The organism is Mycobacterium sp. 155 (assembly GCF_000373905.1).
In the GTDB taxonomy this organism is placed as follows: domain Bacteria; phylum Actinomycetota; class Actinomycetes; order Mycobacteriales; family Mycobacteriaceae; genus Mycobacterium.
Genome location: NZ_KB892705.1, coordinates 3441191 through 3458855, shown reverse-complemented (window position 1 = coordinate 3458855; position 17665 = coordinate 3441191). Strand labels below are relative to the sequence as shown.

Genomic DNA, 17665 nt, shown 5'->3' with positions numbered 1-17665 from the left:
CTCCTGGGCTGAAAGTTGATGGTGCGAGCATTTGCGGCGCAGACCGCTCACGGTGGTCGGTGTGAAACGTATTGCGTCATAACATATTGCGGAGCGCATGATCTGGTAACAGGTTCGTGTGCGCGACTTCGACTCTTACAATTCCCGTATGCCGTTCTCGCTCGATCCTGAGGCAACGCCGCACTCCGATGAGACGATCAAGAAGTCGCGGTTCATTGCCCGACTTCGCTATGCCGACTGCGAAGAAGATGCCTACGGATTCATCGCTCTCGCACGCGAACTCGAGCGCGGAGCCGGTCATCACTGCTTCGCCTACATCATCGGTGATGAAGTCGAGAGTCGCATTGATCGGTACAGTGACGATGGAGAGCCCAGCGGAACAGCCGGCGTTCCGATCCTGCATGTGCTGAAGGCCCGAGACGTGGTGAATGTGGTCGCAGTGGTGTCGCGATACTACGGGGGTATCAAGCTCGGAGCCGGCGGTCTGGCGCGGGCCTATTCTGGCGGCGTAGTCGCTGCGCTCGAATCAACGAACCTGCGGCGTCGCATCCAGTCGCAAGTGTTCACCCTCGCGGTGGACCATGCCGAGGCCGGTTGGGTTGAGGCGGAATTGCGACGGCGCAGGTTCGATGTGGATGGTGTCGACTACGGCCAGAAGGCGGTGATCACCATTCATTGTGCCGAGACAGCAAAGCTGGACTCAGTGATAGGTGAAATAACCTCCGGCCGTGGGGAACTCATTCATGTGGGCCACGTATGGGGATAGCTGCTCTACAAGTTATTACCAACCGCTATGGACGCTGGTCGGTGGGGGTTGCACCGGCATGGACGAGAGTGGACGACCTGAGGCATCGGTGATGTCGGGTCGACGCCCAATGCGAAAACCGGTGCCGCAGTGGGTTCCCCTCACTTGATCGTAGTGCGGCGGCTTGGCTGGGGCGCAACGGATCTAGCTGCTCCTCAGTCCGTCCTTAACCATCAGTGATACATGTGTGTCAATTTCTTTCCTCGTAATGCGAATCAGCTTCCGCCTCCTGAATGTCATGTCCGACAACAGCTGTCACAGGGTCCGTACCAGGGTAACCATTCGACGGAGCAACGTGTCTGAGTACGGCAAAGATGGGGAGAACTCCGTATCCAATTCATGCGGACCTCATCGCAGAATTGGTTTCGCCATCACGGAAAACACGCTGCGAGAACAACGTCAGCGGTCAACGGTCGACCCATCACGGTTAGCTCTCAGCTTAAGCCGCTTCGTATGCCACATGCATTGGCGGCATGAGACATTCGGCAATACGGCACGGTAATGCTCGACCGCTGACACCAATTGCTCGCCATCTTGCAGGGAGGCATAGCTAGTGATCTCCGAAGGCTCAGCGCCAGCCGGCGTGGGTACCGCGCGAGTCAAGCGTGGTACGGCTGAGATGCTTAAGGGTGGCGTCATCACGGATGTCGTCACTCCTGAGCAGGCGAAGATCGCCGAGGTCGCCGGTGCGGTGGCCGTCATGATAGTCCGGCTCAGCGGGCCGCGACGATCGTGAAAGCCACCACGTTCTACGACGATCTCGATGTGCTGGCCAAGGTGTCGTGCGGCCTGGGGGAGGCCATGATCGGCATTAACGTGGAGGACATCGGCCAGCCGCATCGGCTCGCCGAGCGTGGCCGGTGATTTGTAATGCCTGCTATCTTCCACTCACCTGCGTGCAGGTCGGATGACGAGTGGGAATGGCAATTGCGTGCCAAATGCAGGACGGTAGATCCCAGCCTGTTCTTCCATCCCGATGGTGAGCGAGGTCACGCGCGACAGGAACGTCAGAAGCGTGCCAAGCAGGTGTGTGCGGACTGTCCGGTGGCGGACCAATGCCGGGACCACGCGATTGTGTTTCAGGAAGCCTTCGGAACATGGGGCGGAATGTCTGAGGAGGATCGCGCCCGCTCATTGTTTGCCCGTAAGGTTCACATCCGCACGCACCGACCTGCGCCAAGTAAAGACCACGGTTGACGATCGCCCACTCTCGAGATCTCTGCGCATGCCGCTGAGACACCGCGCTGTGCTGAGGCAAAATCCTAGGTGGTCGGTGTCGGTTAGCACCCCAGACACGACTCCCGACGTAGCCGGAGAAGTCACCGTTTGCTCCCCGTTTGCTCAACGCGATCCTAATCCTGTCGGACGAAACCAGGTGTTGGCGGGGCACCTAGCGCGTCCCACACTTGCGCTCCGTCCCGACGGGCTCGCCTACCCGGCCTGGGTGCTGAACACCCTCGGAGGTTTCCCGTCGCGATCGACCCGACGATCGCGGACACATTTGTCCGTCTGCTACTCGAGCCGAATGCGCCGGCTGCCGCCCACGAGGAATTCAAGGTACGGCAGGGGGACGCCGGTGATCCAAAACTACTGTTGCCGAACAATTCTGATCCATCTATCGGTCCACCCTGGCCCCACTACGACTGCGCCGCCGACGGCGCCACATCTGGAACTGACAATGGAAGGAACATCCAGCATGGCACAAGACGATATTGACGTTGTCGTGATAGGCGCTGGCTTCGCAGGCCTGGCTGCCGCCCGTGAACTCGGCTGGCTTGGCTTGCGAGTCACCACTGTTGAAGCGCGAAACCGCATCGGTGGCCGCACGCATACCGAACAACGGTGGGGCATCCGCCTTGAGATGGGCGGTGCTTATGTGCACTGGCACCAGCCGCACGTATGGGCCGAACTCTCTCGCTACGGCTTGGGCGTCGTCGTCGCCGGCGCCGCTGACGCGTCGCTCGCCTACTGGTACGCCGACGGGGCATTGCACAGTGGCACTGTCGGCGAATTTAACGAGCTCGCGGCCCAACGGATCCGCGACTTGATGCAGTCCGCGCGTGACTATCTGCCACACCCGTATCGGCCCCTTGCCGGTATCCGAGTCGGGGATGTCGACAAGCTAGCAGTACCTGAGTATCTCGATCGGCTCGAACTGAGTGCGGTGGAACGTGATCTCGTCGACGCACTGATAGCGACCGACTCTAGCGGCCAACCCGGCGAGGTGGCGATGAGCCAGACCTTCCGCTGGTGGGTGTTCGCCAATGGCGACTGGGACCAACACTTCGACATGACCGGCGGGTTCAAGATCGCCGAGGGCACCAGCGCGCTCGCGGCCCGCATGGCCGCCGACGCCCGCGGCGAGATTCGGCTGACTACCCAGGTGACCGCAATCGAGCAGCAGGCGAATCGCGTCATCGTGACTCTGGATAACGGTGAGCAGCTCAACGCGGCCGCCGCGATCGTGACGGTGCCGCTGTCGACACTGCAGCGCATCGACTTCACGCCGCCACTGTCTGACGGTAAGCGGGCAATGATCACCGAAGGGCAGATGGCGAGAGGCACGAAGGTGTGGGCGCGCCTGCGTGGCGACTACGAACCGTTTCTGGCGATCGCTCCGCCGCGATTTCCGTTGACTGCAGCGCAAGTCGAAGGCCACGTCCACGGCGACACCATCGTCGTCGGCTTCGGACCCGACGCCGAGGCGTTCGACCCATGTGATCGCGCCGCTGTCGAGCAGGCACTTCGGCTATGGATCCCCGACGCTGACGTGGTCGACAGCTTCGGTCACAACTGGGTCGCCGACGAATTCGCAGGCGAAACATGGCCGATGCTGCGGCCAGGGCAGCTGACCCATCACTTCGCCGACCTGCGCCGACCCCACGGGCGCGTGTACTTCGCCGGATCCATATATGCCCGCGGCTGGGGTAGCTTCATCGACGGCGCCCTGGAGAGCGGCATCGAACAAGCTCGAGCCATCGCCGAAATCATCCAGCCGGGAGTATGAAATGGCCATTTCCATAAGTGCGTTTAACGCCCGCGATGCCCGAGCTCAAGCGTCCGCTCAAACTCTGGCACATCGCCTTTTTCGGGCTGACATAGACGCCGCTTTACGGTATTCGATATCCAAACGCGCACAACAGTATTCGATATCCTGATGATTCGATGCGTTCGCCCTGCTGTCAGACTCGATAAGCATGAGCACTCGGCCACGAACAGGTAGTCTCACTCACGCAGGGGCAGCCTGTCACCGCAGCGCGGTGGTTCGGGGATGCCTCGCCTCAGCGGGCGCAACCGAGGAGTAACAAACCTTCGTCGAGTGCGACGACGGCTGCGCCAGTGCGCGATGAGCATCCAAGCTTGGCCATGACGTTCTCGATGTGCTTGCCGGCAGTTTTGGCAGAGATGGTGAGCTCGGTAGCGATTTGGGTGGTGGTCCGACTGCGTTCGAGCAGCGTGAGGACCTCCAGTTCGCGAACGGTCAATCGGTGAGGAACCGATGTCGAACGCTCGGTGACAAGGAAACCAGAAGGCAACGGAGTACGCGAAACGCGGTGCCATCCGCCGTCCTGGTCCTGCCACAAACCTCGCCAGTGCCGGGAGTGCACTGAAGCGCCAGCCGTGACGGCCTGCACCAGAACGGTTCCGGTCGCCAGCCAGGGTCCACTGAATCGTCCCGGGACGTCGTGGCATTCGCTTTCGCCGCTCACGATCGTGCAGTGTGCGTCGGGCTCGATGATGCTCGCGATGTGGGCGGGTTCCCGCAGCACGTCGGTGAGGATGGCCAGAATCGGCTGCAGTGCGGTCAGCGCGCCGCGATTACTGTCGCTGGGATACTTGACTGAATCGGTGTTCAGGTGCAGGTTTCCGGTGTAGCGGCCGTCTGCTGCGAACAGACAGGTCGTCACTCCTTCCCGGTACCCTGCAGGCAGCCAGTGGGTCTGCGCCGAGTAGAACGACCGATAGTCGAATGGCATATCAGCCCACCGCAGGGGATCCCTGTCCACATCACGCATATATCGGAACGCCTCGTCCTGCGCGACGAACCAGGTGTCCAGGTGGGCGATCTCTGTCTCTGAGTACCCCCGATTGGCGATCGTCCGATGACATCCGTTGATGGGGTCCCACACCTGCAAGCTGGCTGCCACATAGGGGATCGACGAGTGAATCTGCTCCAGAACGGAATCCGCAGTCGCAGCGGTATTCCCGCCGCTTGGCATCGTGGCAACGGCGGAGTTGATATCAAGGACGTTCACGATGTCTGCGGACGTCATCGACGTTCGAAGATCCATTTCTACTCCAGACTTCACCTTGTGGTCGAGGCCTTCACCTTGTGGTCGGCAGCGGTCATCGCGCCATCAGGTGGTTATGTTAAGCCAGTGCAGGCCAGCATCCTGCCGGTTTCGGTCGAAAATCGAGCAAGGTAGCTGTTGTCGAAAGGTGCGGGCCCTTCGATGATTGGAGAGTGACCGCTGGAAGACTGGGCTGAGACTGCTCAGTGGCGGGGCTTGGCACGCAACGCTGTGGCCGAATCTACTGTTCGGCATCGCCACCGCGATATAAGTGGCCGCTGGCGACGCCGGCATCGCCCTCCTTGCGGTGATCAGCACCGTGCGACGCGAAGTGGTGTGCCGCAGTGCGGCAAAGATGGGGAGAACTCCGTATGCAAATCCCGCGTGCATGCGTCGCAGAATTGAGTTCGCCGTAACGGCAAGCACACTGCGAGCGCAACATCGGTCGTCATCATCGACGATTTCCATGAAGGTTGTGTCCCAGAAAATGATAAATCGCATGTCAGATGCATTGGTGCTCAGAGAGATTCGGTAGTCGACGCGGAATTGCGCTGAATGGGCGCTCTCACTGCCTCGTTCCATTTTCTCTGAGTGCCGCATGCTCGGGCAGCTACTGGAAGGTCATCGTCATGCGTTCTCTGATCGAGCGCGCCCAACCGCGCACAGTCCGGATTCTGATCCTGGCTCCATATCTGGTGGCCGCACTCATGTCAGTGTTCCCGCCGCTGTACCTATCGATCTCAGGAAAGAAGTGGGAGATCCTTGGCTTGCCGATCGGGATCGTCTACATGCTCGCCGTGGCGGCCCTGGTCACGTTATCGGTCGTCACCGCTTACTACATCGAAGTCGTTCGAAACGAGATCGGGGACTAACGCCATGGTCGTGACAATCGGCTTGCTCACTCTATTTTTCGCCTCGGTCGTGCTCGTGCTCTACATGAGCTATAAGAAGGATAAGACTTTCGACGGGTACGCCGTAGGTGGACGTTCCTTCTCCGGGTTCTACATCGCTATGTCGTACATGAATGCGTGGTGGCCCGGAACCACTTTCGTCGCCTTCTTCGGCGTGTTGGCCGGCTCCGGCGTCATCGGATTCTACCTGTTGCTCTACTCCGTACTGGGCGCTTGCGCGATGTATCTGATGGCCACCCGCGCCTGGGGTTGGGGCAAGAAGTACAAACTGTTCACCCAGCCCGACCTCATCGGTCTGCGCTTCGACAGTGGCCGGCTCAAAATGCTCGCCAGCGTCATCGGAGTGGCAGCTAGCTTCCCGTGGATCGTCCTTGGCATGCAAGCCATGGGCGAAATCGTACGATGGGCCACTTTCGGCAAGATCGGAGTCGTACCGGCACTGATCATCGGTGTGCTCATCATCGCGGTCCGGCAGCTCTGGACGGTACAGATGGGTATGCGTGGCTTGATCATCAGCGATGTGTGGCAGGGCATCGTTGCCTATGGCCTCACGGCGGTGATTTGCGTCGTCCTCCTGTTCACCGAGTTCCACGGCTTAGTCGCCCTATCCGAACTGCCCCCCGCCAAATTCGTCATCCCAGGCTTCAACTCCCCGCAGGGCGGTCTTTATTTTTTGGGCCTGGTGCTGTCTGGTGCCATCGGTTCATTGTGCTGGCCCGCGTCCTTCCAGCGCATCTACACCGCCGACAGCATCAAGTCGGTCAAGTGGGGAACGGTCTTGACCTTCCCCATGACTGTCGGGTTCTTCGTGCCGCTCGGTCTCCTGGCCATGTCGGCGGCCACGATCGCCAACATCGCTGAGGACCCGCAGCACGGCTGGTTCATCCTGCTGGACTCCGTCGGCGGTGAATGGTTGCTTGGTGTTGGCCTGGTGATCGTACTCGCCGCCAGCATGGGGTTCGTCGACTCTTGGATCCAGGTGTGCGGAACCCAGCTGGCCAACGATATCGTCGGTAGCGCGCGTCCCTTGACAGACAAGCAACGCATCATCGTCTCGAAGCTGTCCATGCTTGCCTTCTTGGCGCTCGGCGCCGCATTCGCCTACCTCACCTTCAGCTACGGGAACCTGCTGACGTGGGCACAGGTCGCCTACGCAGTCATCATCCAGCTCGCGGTGCCGCTGTTCGCTGGGCTGTTCTGGCGCCGTGGCAGTGCCACGGCAGCCTTCTGGGGCCTTGCCGTGGGATTCGTCGTGGCGGTGGTGCTGACCATTCCGCACGCGGATGACGGCGGAGCCATTCCCGCGCTGGGCGGTGTACCTGCGGGCATCGTCGGTTTGGGGGCCAATCTAGTCATCTACCTGACTATCTCACTGCTCACCAAAGTGCCCTCAGAGGAGCAGCAGCGGGTGGCCGACCTGTTCGGCTCGGTCTCCGACGCGTTGAGCCCGGAACCTACTAAGGACTCCGAGCCGGAAGGTGGGCTCGGCGCCACTCCTCGCCCGATACGGTGATCGGGCCCGTAGTGGTCATGGTGCGCCGGGCGCCGGTACGGAGTTTTCCTTATAGTGTCCCCGAGACGGGGCCTTATAACCTGAAATTATTGCCCCGCAATCACTTTGAAGACGTGGCAGCCAACCCACAAATACTCGAAACGGAGAGCAGATGCACCTGACGGTCCGCGAGGAGGAGAGGATGCAGCTATGGACTGCCGCCGAGATGGCGCGCCGGAGGCTGGCCAAGGGCATCCGGCTGAATCAGCCAGAGGCGGTGGCTCTTATTTGTGACGAGGTCCTTGAGCGTGCTCGAGAGGGCTCCATTCCCATTCTCCCGGATCTCATGGAATACGGTGCCACCATCCTGCGGCGTGAGCACGTGATGACCGGTGTCGCCGAGATGCTGAAAATCGTTCAGGTCGAGGCACTTCTACCGGATGGCACCAAGCTTGTGACGGTCATGGACCCGATCCGGGGGGAGGCCACCGACGGCGACAACGAGACCCCTGCGGCGTCGTGGGCACCTCCGCCTATTCCCGAGTCGAGGGTTCCGGACGAGGCGTTCGAAGTCGGCGAGCCGGACAAGGTCGGACATATCGAGTTCGCCCCGACCCCCATCACCATCAATGTCGGCCGTGAGACGCTGGTCCTCGATATCGTTAATACCGGGGACCGGCCGGTGCAGGTGGGCGCGCACTACCACGTCGCTGAAGCCAACCGCGCGTTGGCATTCGACCGATCCTCGGCGTTTGGCTTCCGTCTCGACATTCCCAGCGGCACATCGGTGCGCTTCGAACCGGGCCAGAGCCGCCGCTGCCAACTGGTCCGGCTGGGCGGAGCTCAAGTTGCCAGGGGCATGAATGACGTTACGAACGGTCCGACCGGAAGCGAGCTGATCAAGGAGCAGGCGATGCGCCGCCTACGTGAAGGCGGCTACTGCTTCGAAGGGGAGACCTTGGAAATGCTGGCAGGCAAGGAAGCGAGCGGAGAGCCGAATTCATGAGCATCGACATCAACCGTCCGGACTATGCGACGCAGTACGGGCCAACGACGGGTGATCGCATCAGCCTCGCGGACACCGGTCTGGTGGCAGAGATCGAGCGCGATTACACCACCTACGGAGACGAACTGGTATTCGGCGGCGGAAAGACTATCCGGGACGGCATGGGACAGGTGTCCCGTTTCAAGCGGTCCGATGGCGCGCTGGACATGGTGGTCACCAACGCCGTGGTGATCGATCCTGTGCTCGGAGTGATCAAGTGTGACATCGGCATTCTCGACGGCAAGATCGTCGGAATCGGCAAGGCGGGCAACCCCGACGTCATGGAGATCACGCCGGGCCTGATCATCGGTCCGAACACCGACATCCTGTCGGTGGAAGGCCAGATCGTCACCGCCGGGCTGATCGACATTCATCCGCACTTCGACTCGGTGCAGCAGCTCTACGAATACCAGTCCGCAGGTTTTACGACCGTGATCGGCGGCGGTTCGGGGCCCAAGACCGTGGGCATCGAATGCCCAGGGGCCTGGAACCTGCAGCGCATGCTGGAGGCCATGGCCGATTTCCCACTGAACTTCGGCAACTTCGGCAAGGGCAACTCGTCCGACCCGGCCTCGATCATCGAGCAGGTGCTCGGTGGAGCCACGGGGATGAAGATCCACGAGGACTGGTCCAGCTCACCGTCGGCCATCCGGACCTGCCTGCGGGTTGCCGACGAATATGACTTCCAGGTGCAGCTGCATGCCGACACGCTGAACGAAACGGGCTTCTACGAAGACACCATGGCGGCCATCGGCGGTCGCGTCATGCACATCTACCACTGTGAAGGCGCCGGGGGCGGGAACGCGCCAGACATGATGCGGTGCGTGGGCGAGGCCAATATTCTGCCCAGCTCCACCAACCCGACAAACCCCTTCTCGCTCAACACTTATGACGAAGAAATAGACATGCTCATCACATGTCACAATCTCAACAAGGCCGTTCCCTCCGATATGGCCTTCATTCAGGGCCGGGCCCGCGCCGAGACCATGCGTGCCGAAGACGTACTTCATGACATGGGCGCCATTTCCATGATCGGGTCGGACAGCCAGGGCGTGGGCCGGGCGGCCGAAAGTGCCCAGCGCGCCTTCCAACTCGCCGCGGTCAGCAAGGTGCGCACCGGCCCGTTGCCTCAGGATAGTGACCGCAACGACAACTTCCGGATCAAGAGGTATCTCGCCAAGGTCACCATCAACCCGGCGATCTGCATCGGAATCGACTCCTACGTCGGCTCGATCACCCCGGGCAAGATGGCCGACCTGGTGTTCTGGCGGCCCGAAATGTTCATCGCCAAACCAGAATTGATTCTCAAGGGCGGGTTCATCTCGTGGTCGGCGATGGGCGATCCCGCCGGCTCGCTGATGACCGGTCAGCCGCTCAAGTATCGCCCCCAATACGGCTATTACGGGCGCAACCCCCGCCGGTTGGCGTACTCCTTCGTCACCCAGGCCGCGATCGACAACGGATTGGCCGACCGTATCGACTGCCAGGAGTTGCGGCCGATCAAGCGGAGCAGGTCGATCTCGAAGCGCGACATGATCCACAACAACTACATGCCCGACATCAGCATCGACCCGGAGACGTACGCCGTCACCGTCGACGGCAAACGTATCACCGTGAAGGCAGCGAAGACATTGCCGCTGGGCCAGCTGTATTACCTGCGTTAGAGAGGATTCCATGAGCACCAACAATGTGGTGACCGCAAAACTCGGGTCGATAGAGACGATCGACAGCGTAGAGATCGATCCGGTGATCCTCACCGCCGACGAACGCGCCCGCGGGCATATGAAGGTGCGTTCGGAAGGCGGCCGTGAGGTACGTATCTCGTTGGATCGCGGTTCCGACCTCGACGACGGCGATGTGCTGGCGATGGACGGTCACGTGGCCGTAGTCGTCCAGGCCTGCGACGAGGACATCCTGGTGGTGTCGCCCGCAACGGCAAGGGATTGGGGGGCCGCCGCTTTCGTGATGGGCAACCTGCACCGGCCCGTCCGCTTCAGCGACGATGCCATGCGGACACCGTACGAGCACTCTACCGGGCAGGCATTGGACGAGGCAGGGATCGCCTACACGCGTACGACGGCTCCCCTGGTCGGGCAACGCATTAGGGCGGTGGGCGGACATTCGCATGACTGATGACCAGGGGCTGCTGTATCTGTTGCAGGTCACCAGTGCGGCATTCCCCTCGGGCACCTATGCCCATTCTGCGGGCTTCGAGACCCTGTTGGACAGTGCGCTGATCGTCGATCGAAAGTCGTTGCGCGAGTGGGCTGATCAATGGATGGAGCTCAGTGCGGCGCCCTCTGAGGGGGTGATCGTCGGGCTGGCGCATGACGCGCACCGTCTCGGACGCTTCGACGACCTGCTCGCGTTGGACCACATCTTGAGCGCGATCAAGTCCGGTAAAGAGCCGTTGGAAGCCAGTTCGGTGACCGGCCGCGCGACGCTGCGCACGGTCGAAGAGGCCTTCGGCACCCAGGTGCAGGACTACGCGGCCGTGGTCCGCGCCGGCACCGCGGCCGGGCACGCCGCCATCGTGTTCGGGGTGTATGCCGACGTACACGGCGTTCCTCGGGAGACCGCCCTGAACGCGTACCTGTTCACCGCGTACTCGAATCTGGTGGGTGTGGTGGGTCGTTTGCTGCCCCTCGGTCAGCGCGACGTGCAGGCGTTACTGGCAGACAGCCGCGGTTTGGTGCAGCGTTGTGCGGAGCGAGCCGCCATCATGTCTATTGACGAAATCTGTTCTATGACACCACTTCTGGAGATTGCCAGCATGCGCCACGAGCGCTTGACCACGCGTCTCTGCATTTCCTGAAAGGACTGCTCCAATGCGTAAACCGATTCGCCTCGGCGTCGGCGGCCCCGTCGGTTCCGGCAAGACCGCGCTGATTGAGCGGCTGGCCCGCAAGATGTCGGCCAACCATTCGGTCGCGGCCATCACCAACGACATCTTCACCCGCGAGGACGCCGAATTCCTCACCCGCAGTGGTGCGCTGCCTCCCGATCGAATCATGGGCGTGGAGACCGGCGGCTGTCCGCACACCGCCATCCGCGAAGACGTCTCGATGAACCTGCATGCCGTCGACACCATGGTGAGCCGGCATCCAGATCTCGACCTCATCTTCGTCGAAAGCGGTGGCGACAATCTGGCGGCGACATTCAGCCCCGATCTCGTCGACGCGCACATCTACGTCATCGATGTCTCCGGCGGTGACAAGATCCCGCGCAAGGGTGGGCCTGGGGTCACCAAGTCAGATCTGCTGGTGATCAATAAGATCGACCTCGCCGAGATGGTCCACGCCAGCCTCGATGTGATGCGCAGGGATTCGCTCAAGCAACGCGGGGAGCGACCCTTCCTGTTCACCGATCTGATGTCGGAGCAGGGCCTGAACGACGTGATCGCGTGGATCGAACGCGATCTCATGTTTCTCGACGCAGCATTGCCGCGATGACGACGGCGACCTTGGACGCATCGGCGTACTCGTCCGGTGAGATAGGCAAACACGGGTCGCTGGTGGTGCGCGCCATGGTCGAACGCGGCAAGACGCGCTTACAACCGACGTTTCGGCGAATCCCCTACCAGTGGCACGGTGCCCATTATCAGGACAACGATGACCAACCGTTTCTTCTGGTGCAGAACTCCGGCGGCGGATTCGTCGAAGGCGACAGCGGGCGGTTCCACCTGACCATGGAGCCGGGCACCCGGGCGCTGGTGACCACCACCGAAGCCACCAAGTTCTACCGAAGCGAGGGTGGCGGCAGTTCCGCGGAGTCCTACCGCTTCGACGTGGGCTCCAACGCCCTGCTGGAGTACGTACCGGACGAGGTGATCCCGTATGCAGGGTGCCGGGCCGTGCGCGACACCCGGTTCTGCTTGACCTCGCCCTCGCGGCTGTTCGCAGCCGAAGTCATGGTGGCGGGGCGGGTACATTTCCGTCGCGATGAGCTGTTTGGCTTTACCGCGTTACGATCTCGCTTCCAGGTAGATATCGACGGTGTCCCGCGGTACCTCGACAACCTGATTGCCGAGGGGGCCGATATACCCAAGATCGCACGGACTTGGGGCGGGCATTGCGTACTGGGCACGATCGTGGTTTACGGGCACCCCGACGATGGCTTGGCCGCGCAGGTCGAACAGGCACTCAGCGCCGACGAAACGATCCATGCAGGCGCCAGTGTGCGCAGCGGGATTCTCGTGGTGCGCATCCTTGGCTCGGCCACGTGGCGCGTGCACGACGCGGTGTACGAGGTGTGGCGGCAGGTGCGGCCGGCCCTGGCTGACAAGCCAGCTCGTCGCATCCTGAAATGTTGAGCACGTCGGCCTCACCGAAGGCTGGCGGGACCTCCTCGGCGCCCACACTTATGGCCGCACCAAAGCGAGCCAGGTCAAAGATTCGACATTTTCTGGAACGGGGACCGCAGCGAAATCCAGATCTAAAGTGGAACTCACTTCTCGGTCGCTAGCTGACCGATCGCCCCGACTGGTCCGCTGGCGGCTATGACATGCCAGTGGGGCCGGAGACAGTGGAGCTCCCAGTGAGGATGGATTATCTTGCGCGACAATATACTTCAGTTGGGTATTCCACTGTCGGTCGCACTGGGTTCGTTTTTGCGTCGGCCTCCTGGGCAAGAGCTGGCTAGTAGAGGCGGCATCAGTGGGCCGTAGATCCGAGCAAGGAGGTCTGCCACTACAACCACGCTCGCGAAGCCCAGCGCATCTGGAAGCGGTCCGACCGGCTGAACAAGCCCGCGATGGCGGCGGGAGAAATGAAGAGTATCTGGCGGCGATGCAGTCGCGGGAAGTAGCTGCACGGGTAGTCTCCGGTGCGGCGATCTGTATCCGCTCGACGGGATTTACTATCCGGAAATCGTTGGAGTGCTGCATCTTTGGTCGCGGTCTGGCGCTCAACGGTGACAGATCGCCTATCTATCTGGAGCACGCGCAAACAACGACCAAATCTCGAGACGTACTGGAAGTACGCGATTGGTGATACTCAGTTCCAAGGCGATGCTGCTCTCTAAGTTTGGAGACTACGGGCAACACACATGTAATGCTGATCAGAGGACGATGATGCACGAGGCCGAACAGTTTGACGAACTGACAGTCCAAGCCCGGATTGGGGCCAACATTCGACTACGCCGCGAAAAGGTGGGGCTGAGCCAGCGAGCCCTGGCTGAACGCGCTGACATTCACCGTTCAGTCCTCAACCAGTTGGAGAACGGATGCCGTGGGTGCACGGTGACCGTTCTCGCCCGGTTGGCCGTCGAGTTGGGCACGAGTCCGTCAGCGCTCGTCATCGACATCGTCTGAAGCCCATATGTCTTATGGCGGAGAGAGTGAATTGCAGTGTTCATGATCGTCATCAGAGAATTCCAGGCCAGGCATGGCGCTGACGAATCTCTCACCGTACATATGTCACCGGTACGCAGTTCATAGTCGAGACGTGGAAGTCGCCGCGGCGTGCCGAGCCCGAACTCATCGTCTGCGTCCTCCAGACTTCCCCGTTTTCTCGGAGGGCTCCATCAAGCCGAACGCGATAGCTTCCCGTCCGTCTTCAAGGACAGTACCCGCGGCGGCAGATCGACGCCGACGGATGGCCCAATCTATACCGCTGGGCATGAGATGCATATACTGCAACGGCAACAACGAGATTCACGTGGCCATCGCGGTCGCTCGCGACGAGTTGCGCGGTTACGGCCAAGCGTTCCACCGCCGGTGGCAGGTCCCCACGGGGTGGGGCCCGGTCAACGAGGGCACTTCAACCGCCAGCGCACGAGGATGCCGGTCACTGGGGGTGAGGTGTCGCCCACCGTTTTGGAGTTACGGCCGGGTCGGCCTGCTTCGGGCCGTTGGGTGCGAAAGCGGCTCGCCCGCACGGAAACTAACCGCCGGATTCGTCGACACCCCGCGAGCGATGTGAAAGAAGGAAAGTCCATCAGCCGACTCGACGGTGCCAGAGCAGCGTAGGAACCAGGATGAGACTGACGAGTCCGGCGGTGAGTGAGAGTGCCGCGTAGCCGCTGCTCGCCATCATCACGCCTGATAACGCAGCACCGGCGGCTCCGGCGACCGCGATGGCAACGTCGATGGTCCCTTGGATTCGCGGTCTGTTGGTCGGGTCGGTCGCGTCGACCACGAAGGCGGTGCCCGCGATCAGACCGAAGTTCCAGCCCATGCCGAGCAGGATCAGTGCGGTGATCATCCACGGCAGTGACGACCCGGGGGCAAGTGCGGCGACCAGGCCCGCCGCGAGCAGGGTGACACCCGAGACTGCCGCCATCGCCGATCGTCCGACCTTGTCGACCAGAACGCCGGTCACCAGCGACGGCAAGTACATTGCGGCGATGTGGAATCCGATCACCATGCCCACAGCCGACAGATCGTGGTGGTGGCTTTGCATGTGTATCGGCGTCATAGTCATGACCGCCGTCATCGCCATTTGGGACACGACCATCACCATGGCGCCCACGTAGGCGCCGGTTTTCGGGTGCAGATCCGCAGTGGTCGACGGACGCTCGACTGCTCGCGCCGGCGCCTCTGAGAGGTCACGGGCGACGAAGTACGGGTCAGGGCGCAGCATCGCGATGAGGACCAGTCCCGCGGCGGTGTAGGTAACGGCAGCGAGCAGGAACGGACCGGCCAATACCGGAATTCCGATGCTGAGAGCGACTTTTCCCATGGGAGCGATCAGGTTTGGCCCAGCGACAGCGCCCACCGTTGTCGCCGTCAACGCCACGCTGATCGCCGTCCCGCGTCTGGCTGGTTCGGCCAGGTCGGTGCCGGCGTAGCGGGCTTGCAGGTTGGTCGCGGTACCGGCCCCGTAGACGAATAGTGCCCCGAACAGCAGTGCGACGTTTGCGCTGGCGGCGGCGACCACCACACCAAGAGCGCCGAGACCGCCCGCCGTGAATCCCAGACCGAGCCCCATCCGACGGCCCCACCTCTGCGTGAGACGGCCGATCAGAAACGCCGCTGACGCCGACCCGAGCGTGAACAGTGCGGCAGGCACGCCCGACACATTCTCCGCTCCGAGCATGTCCCGAGCCAGCAGTGCGCCCACCGACACTCCTGCGGCGAGACCAGCGCCGCCGAGGATCTGGCTGATGATCACCACACCGAAAGTGCGTTTCTGGACTCGCCGGACGTCGTCGTCGCTCCAGCGGCTCTTCTCGACTCGCTCTTGGCCGAGAGGCTCGATGTTGTTGAGCGGCACACGATCCGCTTGTGACATGACGTTACCCTTCTCGGTTGGTCGGGGGCCCTGTCGTCTCGGGGATCGTGGCGGGCGGCTGTGCCTCGAGGTCGGTGACAGCATCTAGTATCCTAGTTGTATTCTAGGTAGGCGCAAGTCGGAGTCGGTTTGGGCGGGCGGCAGGGGGCGTGATGGGCGACGAGACGGCGGTCAACGCCGCGGGGCGTGCTTATGCCGACATTCGTGCTGCCATCATTCGCGGCGAGTACGCGCCAGGCTCCATGCTCAGCGAGTCGACGTTGGCGACGTCGATGTCGATGAGCCGAACTCCCGTCCGCGCGGCGCTAGGACGCCTGCAGCAGGAGGGGTTCGTCACCATCTATCCGAAACGTGGCGCACTGGTACGCGAACTCAGTGCTGACGAAGTTCGCGAATCGGCGCAGGTGCGACACGCGTTCGAATCGGCAGGTGTGCAACTGGCAGACGCCGGCGCCCGCGAGGTCCTCGGCCACCGACTCGCGGCAAATCTGCAACAACAGCAGCAGGCGCTGGACGACGGAGACTTTCCCGGCTTCGCGACTCTGGCGATGCAGTTTCACCGTGCGTTCGTCGAGTTGGCGGGAAACTCCGTCATGTTGTCGATCTACGATCGGCTGCAAGACCGTCAGTATGTGTCGATTCTGCGCAGTCCCATCGTCAACCGGGATCCCGACCGTGTCATGTCCGAGCACCACTCATTGCTGCGGACAGCGAAGCACGGCGACTGGGCAGCTTTCTCAATGGATTTGCGCGCACATCAGGCACATAGCAACGACCTCGCCGAGTGAACGACGGCATCCGCGGGGTCAGCAAAATTCAGATGCGCGAGGGGGTCGAGGTGGAACACGTGGTGGGCGGTTCAACAGCGATGACGGTAAACCAGCCAGAGGGACCTATGGAACCCACGGAGGCGGCCCTGCAGCAGCCCGACCGCGGATGGGTGCGCCTCGATGTCGTCGCCAGCGGTGTGTGCCGCGCCGATCTCGATACCGCGGCAGCACGAGGCGCGGGTGTCGCCTTCCCCGTGACGCCAGGGCACGAGATCGCGGGCATAGTGGCGGAAGTCGGCGAGGGAACCAGGGGATGGCAAGCGGGAGACCGGGTGTCGGTCGGCTGGTTCGGCGGTAGCTGCGGCTCTTGCGACTTCTGTCGCGACGGCGACGTTGTGCACTGCGCACAACGGAAAATCACCGGGCGGTCGTATCCGGGCGGGTGGGCACAATCGGTGGCCGTTCCAGCCGACGCGCTCTGCCGAATCCCCGACGGCATGGACTTCTTCGATGCCGCGCCCATGGGATGTGCCGGTGTGACGACATTCAACGCCATCCGGGCGGCGGAGTTGACTGCCGGCGGCACCGTTGCAGTGTTCGGCCTCGGGGGATTGGGCCATCTTGCCGTGCAGTTCGCCGCGAAGATGGGTTTTCGGACCATCGCGATTGCGCGGGGCGCCGAGCGTGAGGCGGTCGCTCATCAACTCGGGGCGCACGAGTACATCGACAGCTCCCGCGTCGCTGCGGGTGCGGCGCTGGCAGCGCTGGGCGGAGCCGACCTGATCCTCAGCACGGCCTCGACGACCGCTGCGACTGCCGAACTCCTTGAGGGACTACGCGTCCACGGCAGGCTCACCCTGATCGGCGTCGACGGAGGTTCGGTTGAGGTGCCAGTTGCGCAGATGGTCATGAACCATCAGATGCTCACCGGACACCTCACCGGCAGCCCGCGCGACACCGAGTTGACGATGCGGTTCGCACACGCCAACGACATACACCCAGTGATCGAGCGGCTGCCCCTGTCGCAGGCCAACGAGGCGCTCACTCGGCTGGCGAACAACGCCGCCCGTTTCCGCATCGTGTTCGACACGAGATCCGGACGGCCGTTGTAGCCCAGC

General features: G+C 62.1%; 16 protein-coding genes and 2 pseudogenes. 16 read left to right on the top strand and 2 right to left on the bottom strand.

Annotated features, from left to right (window positions below; all coding sequences use genetic code 11):
* The first annotated feature begins 148 nt into the window (after positions 1–148).
* From B133_RS0116520 to B133_RS0116505, 5 genes and pseudogenes are all read left to right on the top strand, one after another.
* Positions 149–766, top strand: coding sequence for a YigZ family protein (locus B133_RS0116520; RefSeq protein WP_018602605.1), 618 nt, complete (start codon positions 149–151; stop codon positions 764–766).
* 595 nt (positions 767–1361) lie between these two features.
* A pseudogene (locus B133_RS25375) lies at positions 1362–1508 on the top strand (pyridoxal 5'-phosphate synthase lyase subunit PdxS); the annotation flags it as partial.
* A 2-nt stretch (positions 1509–1510) separates the two neighbouring features.
* Positions 1511–1669: pseudogene (locus tag B133_RS23820) on the top strand (pyridoxal 5'-phosphate synthase lyase subunit PdxS); the annotation flags it as partial.
* A 6-nt stretch (positions 1670–1675) separates the two neighbouring features.
* On the top strand, positions 1676–2002 hold the full coding sequence (locus B133_RS23815) for a WhiB family transcriptional regulator (protein ID WP_081618242.1): 327 nt from the start codon (positions 1676–1678) through the stop codon (positions 2000–2002).
* 499 nt (positions 2003–2501) lie between these two features.
* Positions 2502–3812, top strand: a complete 1311-nt coding sequence (locus B133_RS0116505) for an NAD(P)/FAD-dependent oxidoreductase (RefSeq protein WP_018602602.1) — start codon at positions 2502–2504, stop codon at positions 3810–3812.
* Between the two features lie 274 nt (positions 3813–4086).
* Here the strand turns inward: B133_RS0116505 and B133_RS0116500 are convergent, their stop codons facing one another.
* A complete protein-coding gene (locus B133_RS0116500; protein WP_232423315.1) occupies positions 4087–5097 on the bottom strand; it encodes a response regulator transcription factor in 1011 nt (336 codons plus the stop codon).
* 629 nt (positions 5098–5726) lie between these two features.
* Between B133_RS0116500 and B133_RS0116495 the strand changes: the two genes are divergently transcribed.
* The 9 genes from B133_RS0116495 to B133_RS0116455 all read left to right on the top strand — a co-directional run bounded on the left by B133_RS0116495 (position 5727) and on the right by B133_RS0116455 (position 13856).
* Positions 5727–5969, top strand: a complete 243-nt coding sequence (locus B133_RS0116495) for a hypothetical protein (RefSeq protein WP_018602600.1) — start codon at positions 5727–5729, stop codon at positions 5967–5969.
* Between the two features lie 4 nt (positions 5970–5973).
* Positions 5974–7521, top strand: coding sequence for a sodium:solute symporter (locus tag B133_RS0116490; RefSeq protein ID WP_018602599.1), 1548 nt, complete (start codon positions 5974–5976; stop codon positions 7519–7521).
* Between the two features lie 151 nt (positions 7522–7672).
* On the top strand, positions 7673–8506 hold the full coding sequence (locus B133_RS0116485) for an urease subunit gamma (RefSeq protein ID WP_018602598.1): 834 nt from the start codon (positions 7673–7675) through the stop codon (positions 8504–8506).
* Entirely contained in the window at positions 8503–10209 is a 1707-nt protein-coding gene (gene ureC, locus B133_RS0116480) for an urease subunit alpha (protein WP_018602597.1), read from the top strand. Before B133_RS0116485 ends, ureC begins: the two co-directional genes overlap by 4 nt.
* 10 nt (positions 10210–10219) lie before the next feature.
* A complete protein-coding gene (locus B133_RS0116475) occupies positions 10220–10678 on the top strand; it encodes an urease accessory protein UreE (protein WP_018602596.1) in 459 nt (152 codons plus the stop codon).
* The gene (locus B133_RS0116470; RefSeq protein WP_018602595.1) at positions 10671–11360 is read left to right on the top strand and encodes an urease accessory protein UreF; all 690 of its coding nucleotides are present in this window, start codon (positions 10671–10673) and stop codon (positions 11358–11360) included. Before B133_RS0116475 ends, B133_RS0116470 begins: the two co-directional genes overlap by 8 nt.
* A gap of 13 nt (positions 11361–11373) precedes the next feature.
* A complete protein-coding gene (ureG, locus tag B133_RS0116465) occupies positions 11374–11997 on the top strand; it encodes an urease accessory protein UreG (protein ID WP_018602591.1) in 624 nt (207 codons plus the stop codon).
* Positions 11994–12857, top strand: a complete 864-nt coding sequence (locus B133_RS0116460) for an urease accessory protein UreD (protein ID WP_018602589.1) — start codon at positions 11994–11996, stop codon at positions 12855–12857. The genes ureG and B133_RS0116460 overlap by 4 nt, the downstream gene beginning before the upstream one ends.
* Before the next feature lie 756 nt (positions 12858–13613).
* A complete protein-coding gene (locus B133_RS0116455) occupies positions 13614–13856 on the top strand; it encodes a helix-turn-helix domain-containing protein (RefSeq protein WP_232423314.1) in 243 nt (80 codons plus the stop codon).
* A gap of 625 nt (positions 13857–14481) precedes the next feature.
* Here B133_RS0116455 and B133_RS0116450 read toward each other — a convergent pair.
* The gene (locus B133_RS0116450; protein WP_018602585.1) at positions 14482–15777 is read right to left on the bottom strand and encodes an MFS transporter; all 1296 of its coding nucleotides are present in this window, start codon (positions 15775–15777) and stop codon (positions 14482–14484) included.
* 152 nt (positions 15778–15929) lie between these two features.
* Here B133_RS0116450 and B133_RS0116445 point away from each other — a divergent pair, with 152 nt between their 5' ends.
* Positions 15930–16565 carry a GntR family transcriptional regulator gene (locus B133_RS0116445; protein ID WP_018602583.1) on the top strand — a complete coding sequence of 212 codons (636 nt, stop codon included), beginning with the start codon at positions 15930–15932 and terminating at the stop codon, positions 16563–16565.
* A gap of 107 nt (positions 16566–16672) precedes the next feature.
* Positions 16673–17659, top strand: a complete 987-nt coding sequence (locus tag B133_RS0116440) for an alcohol dehydrogenase catalytic domain-containing protein (RefSeq protein WP_232423313.1) — start codon at positions 16673–16675, stop codon at positions 17657–17659.
* Positions 17660–17665: the final 6 nt, after the last annotated feature.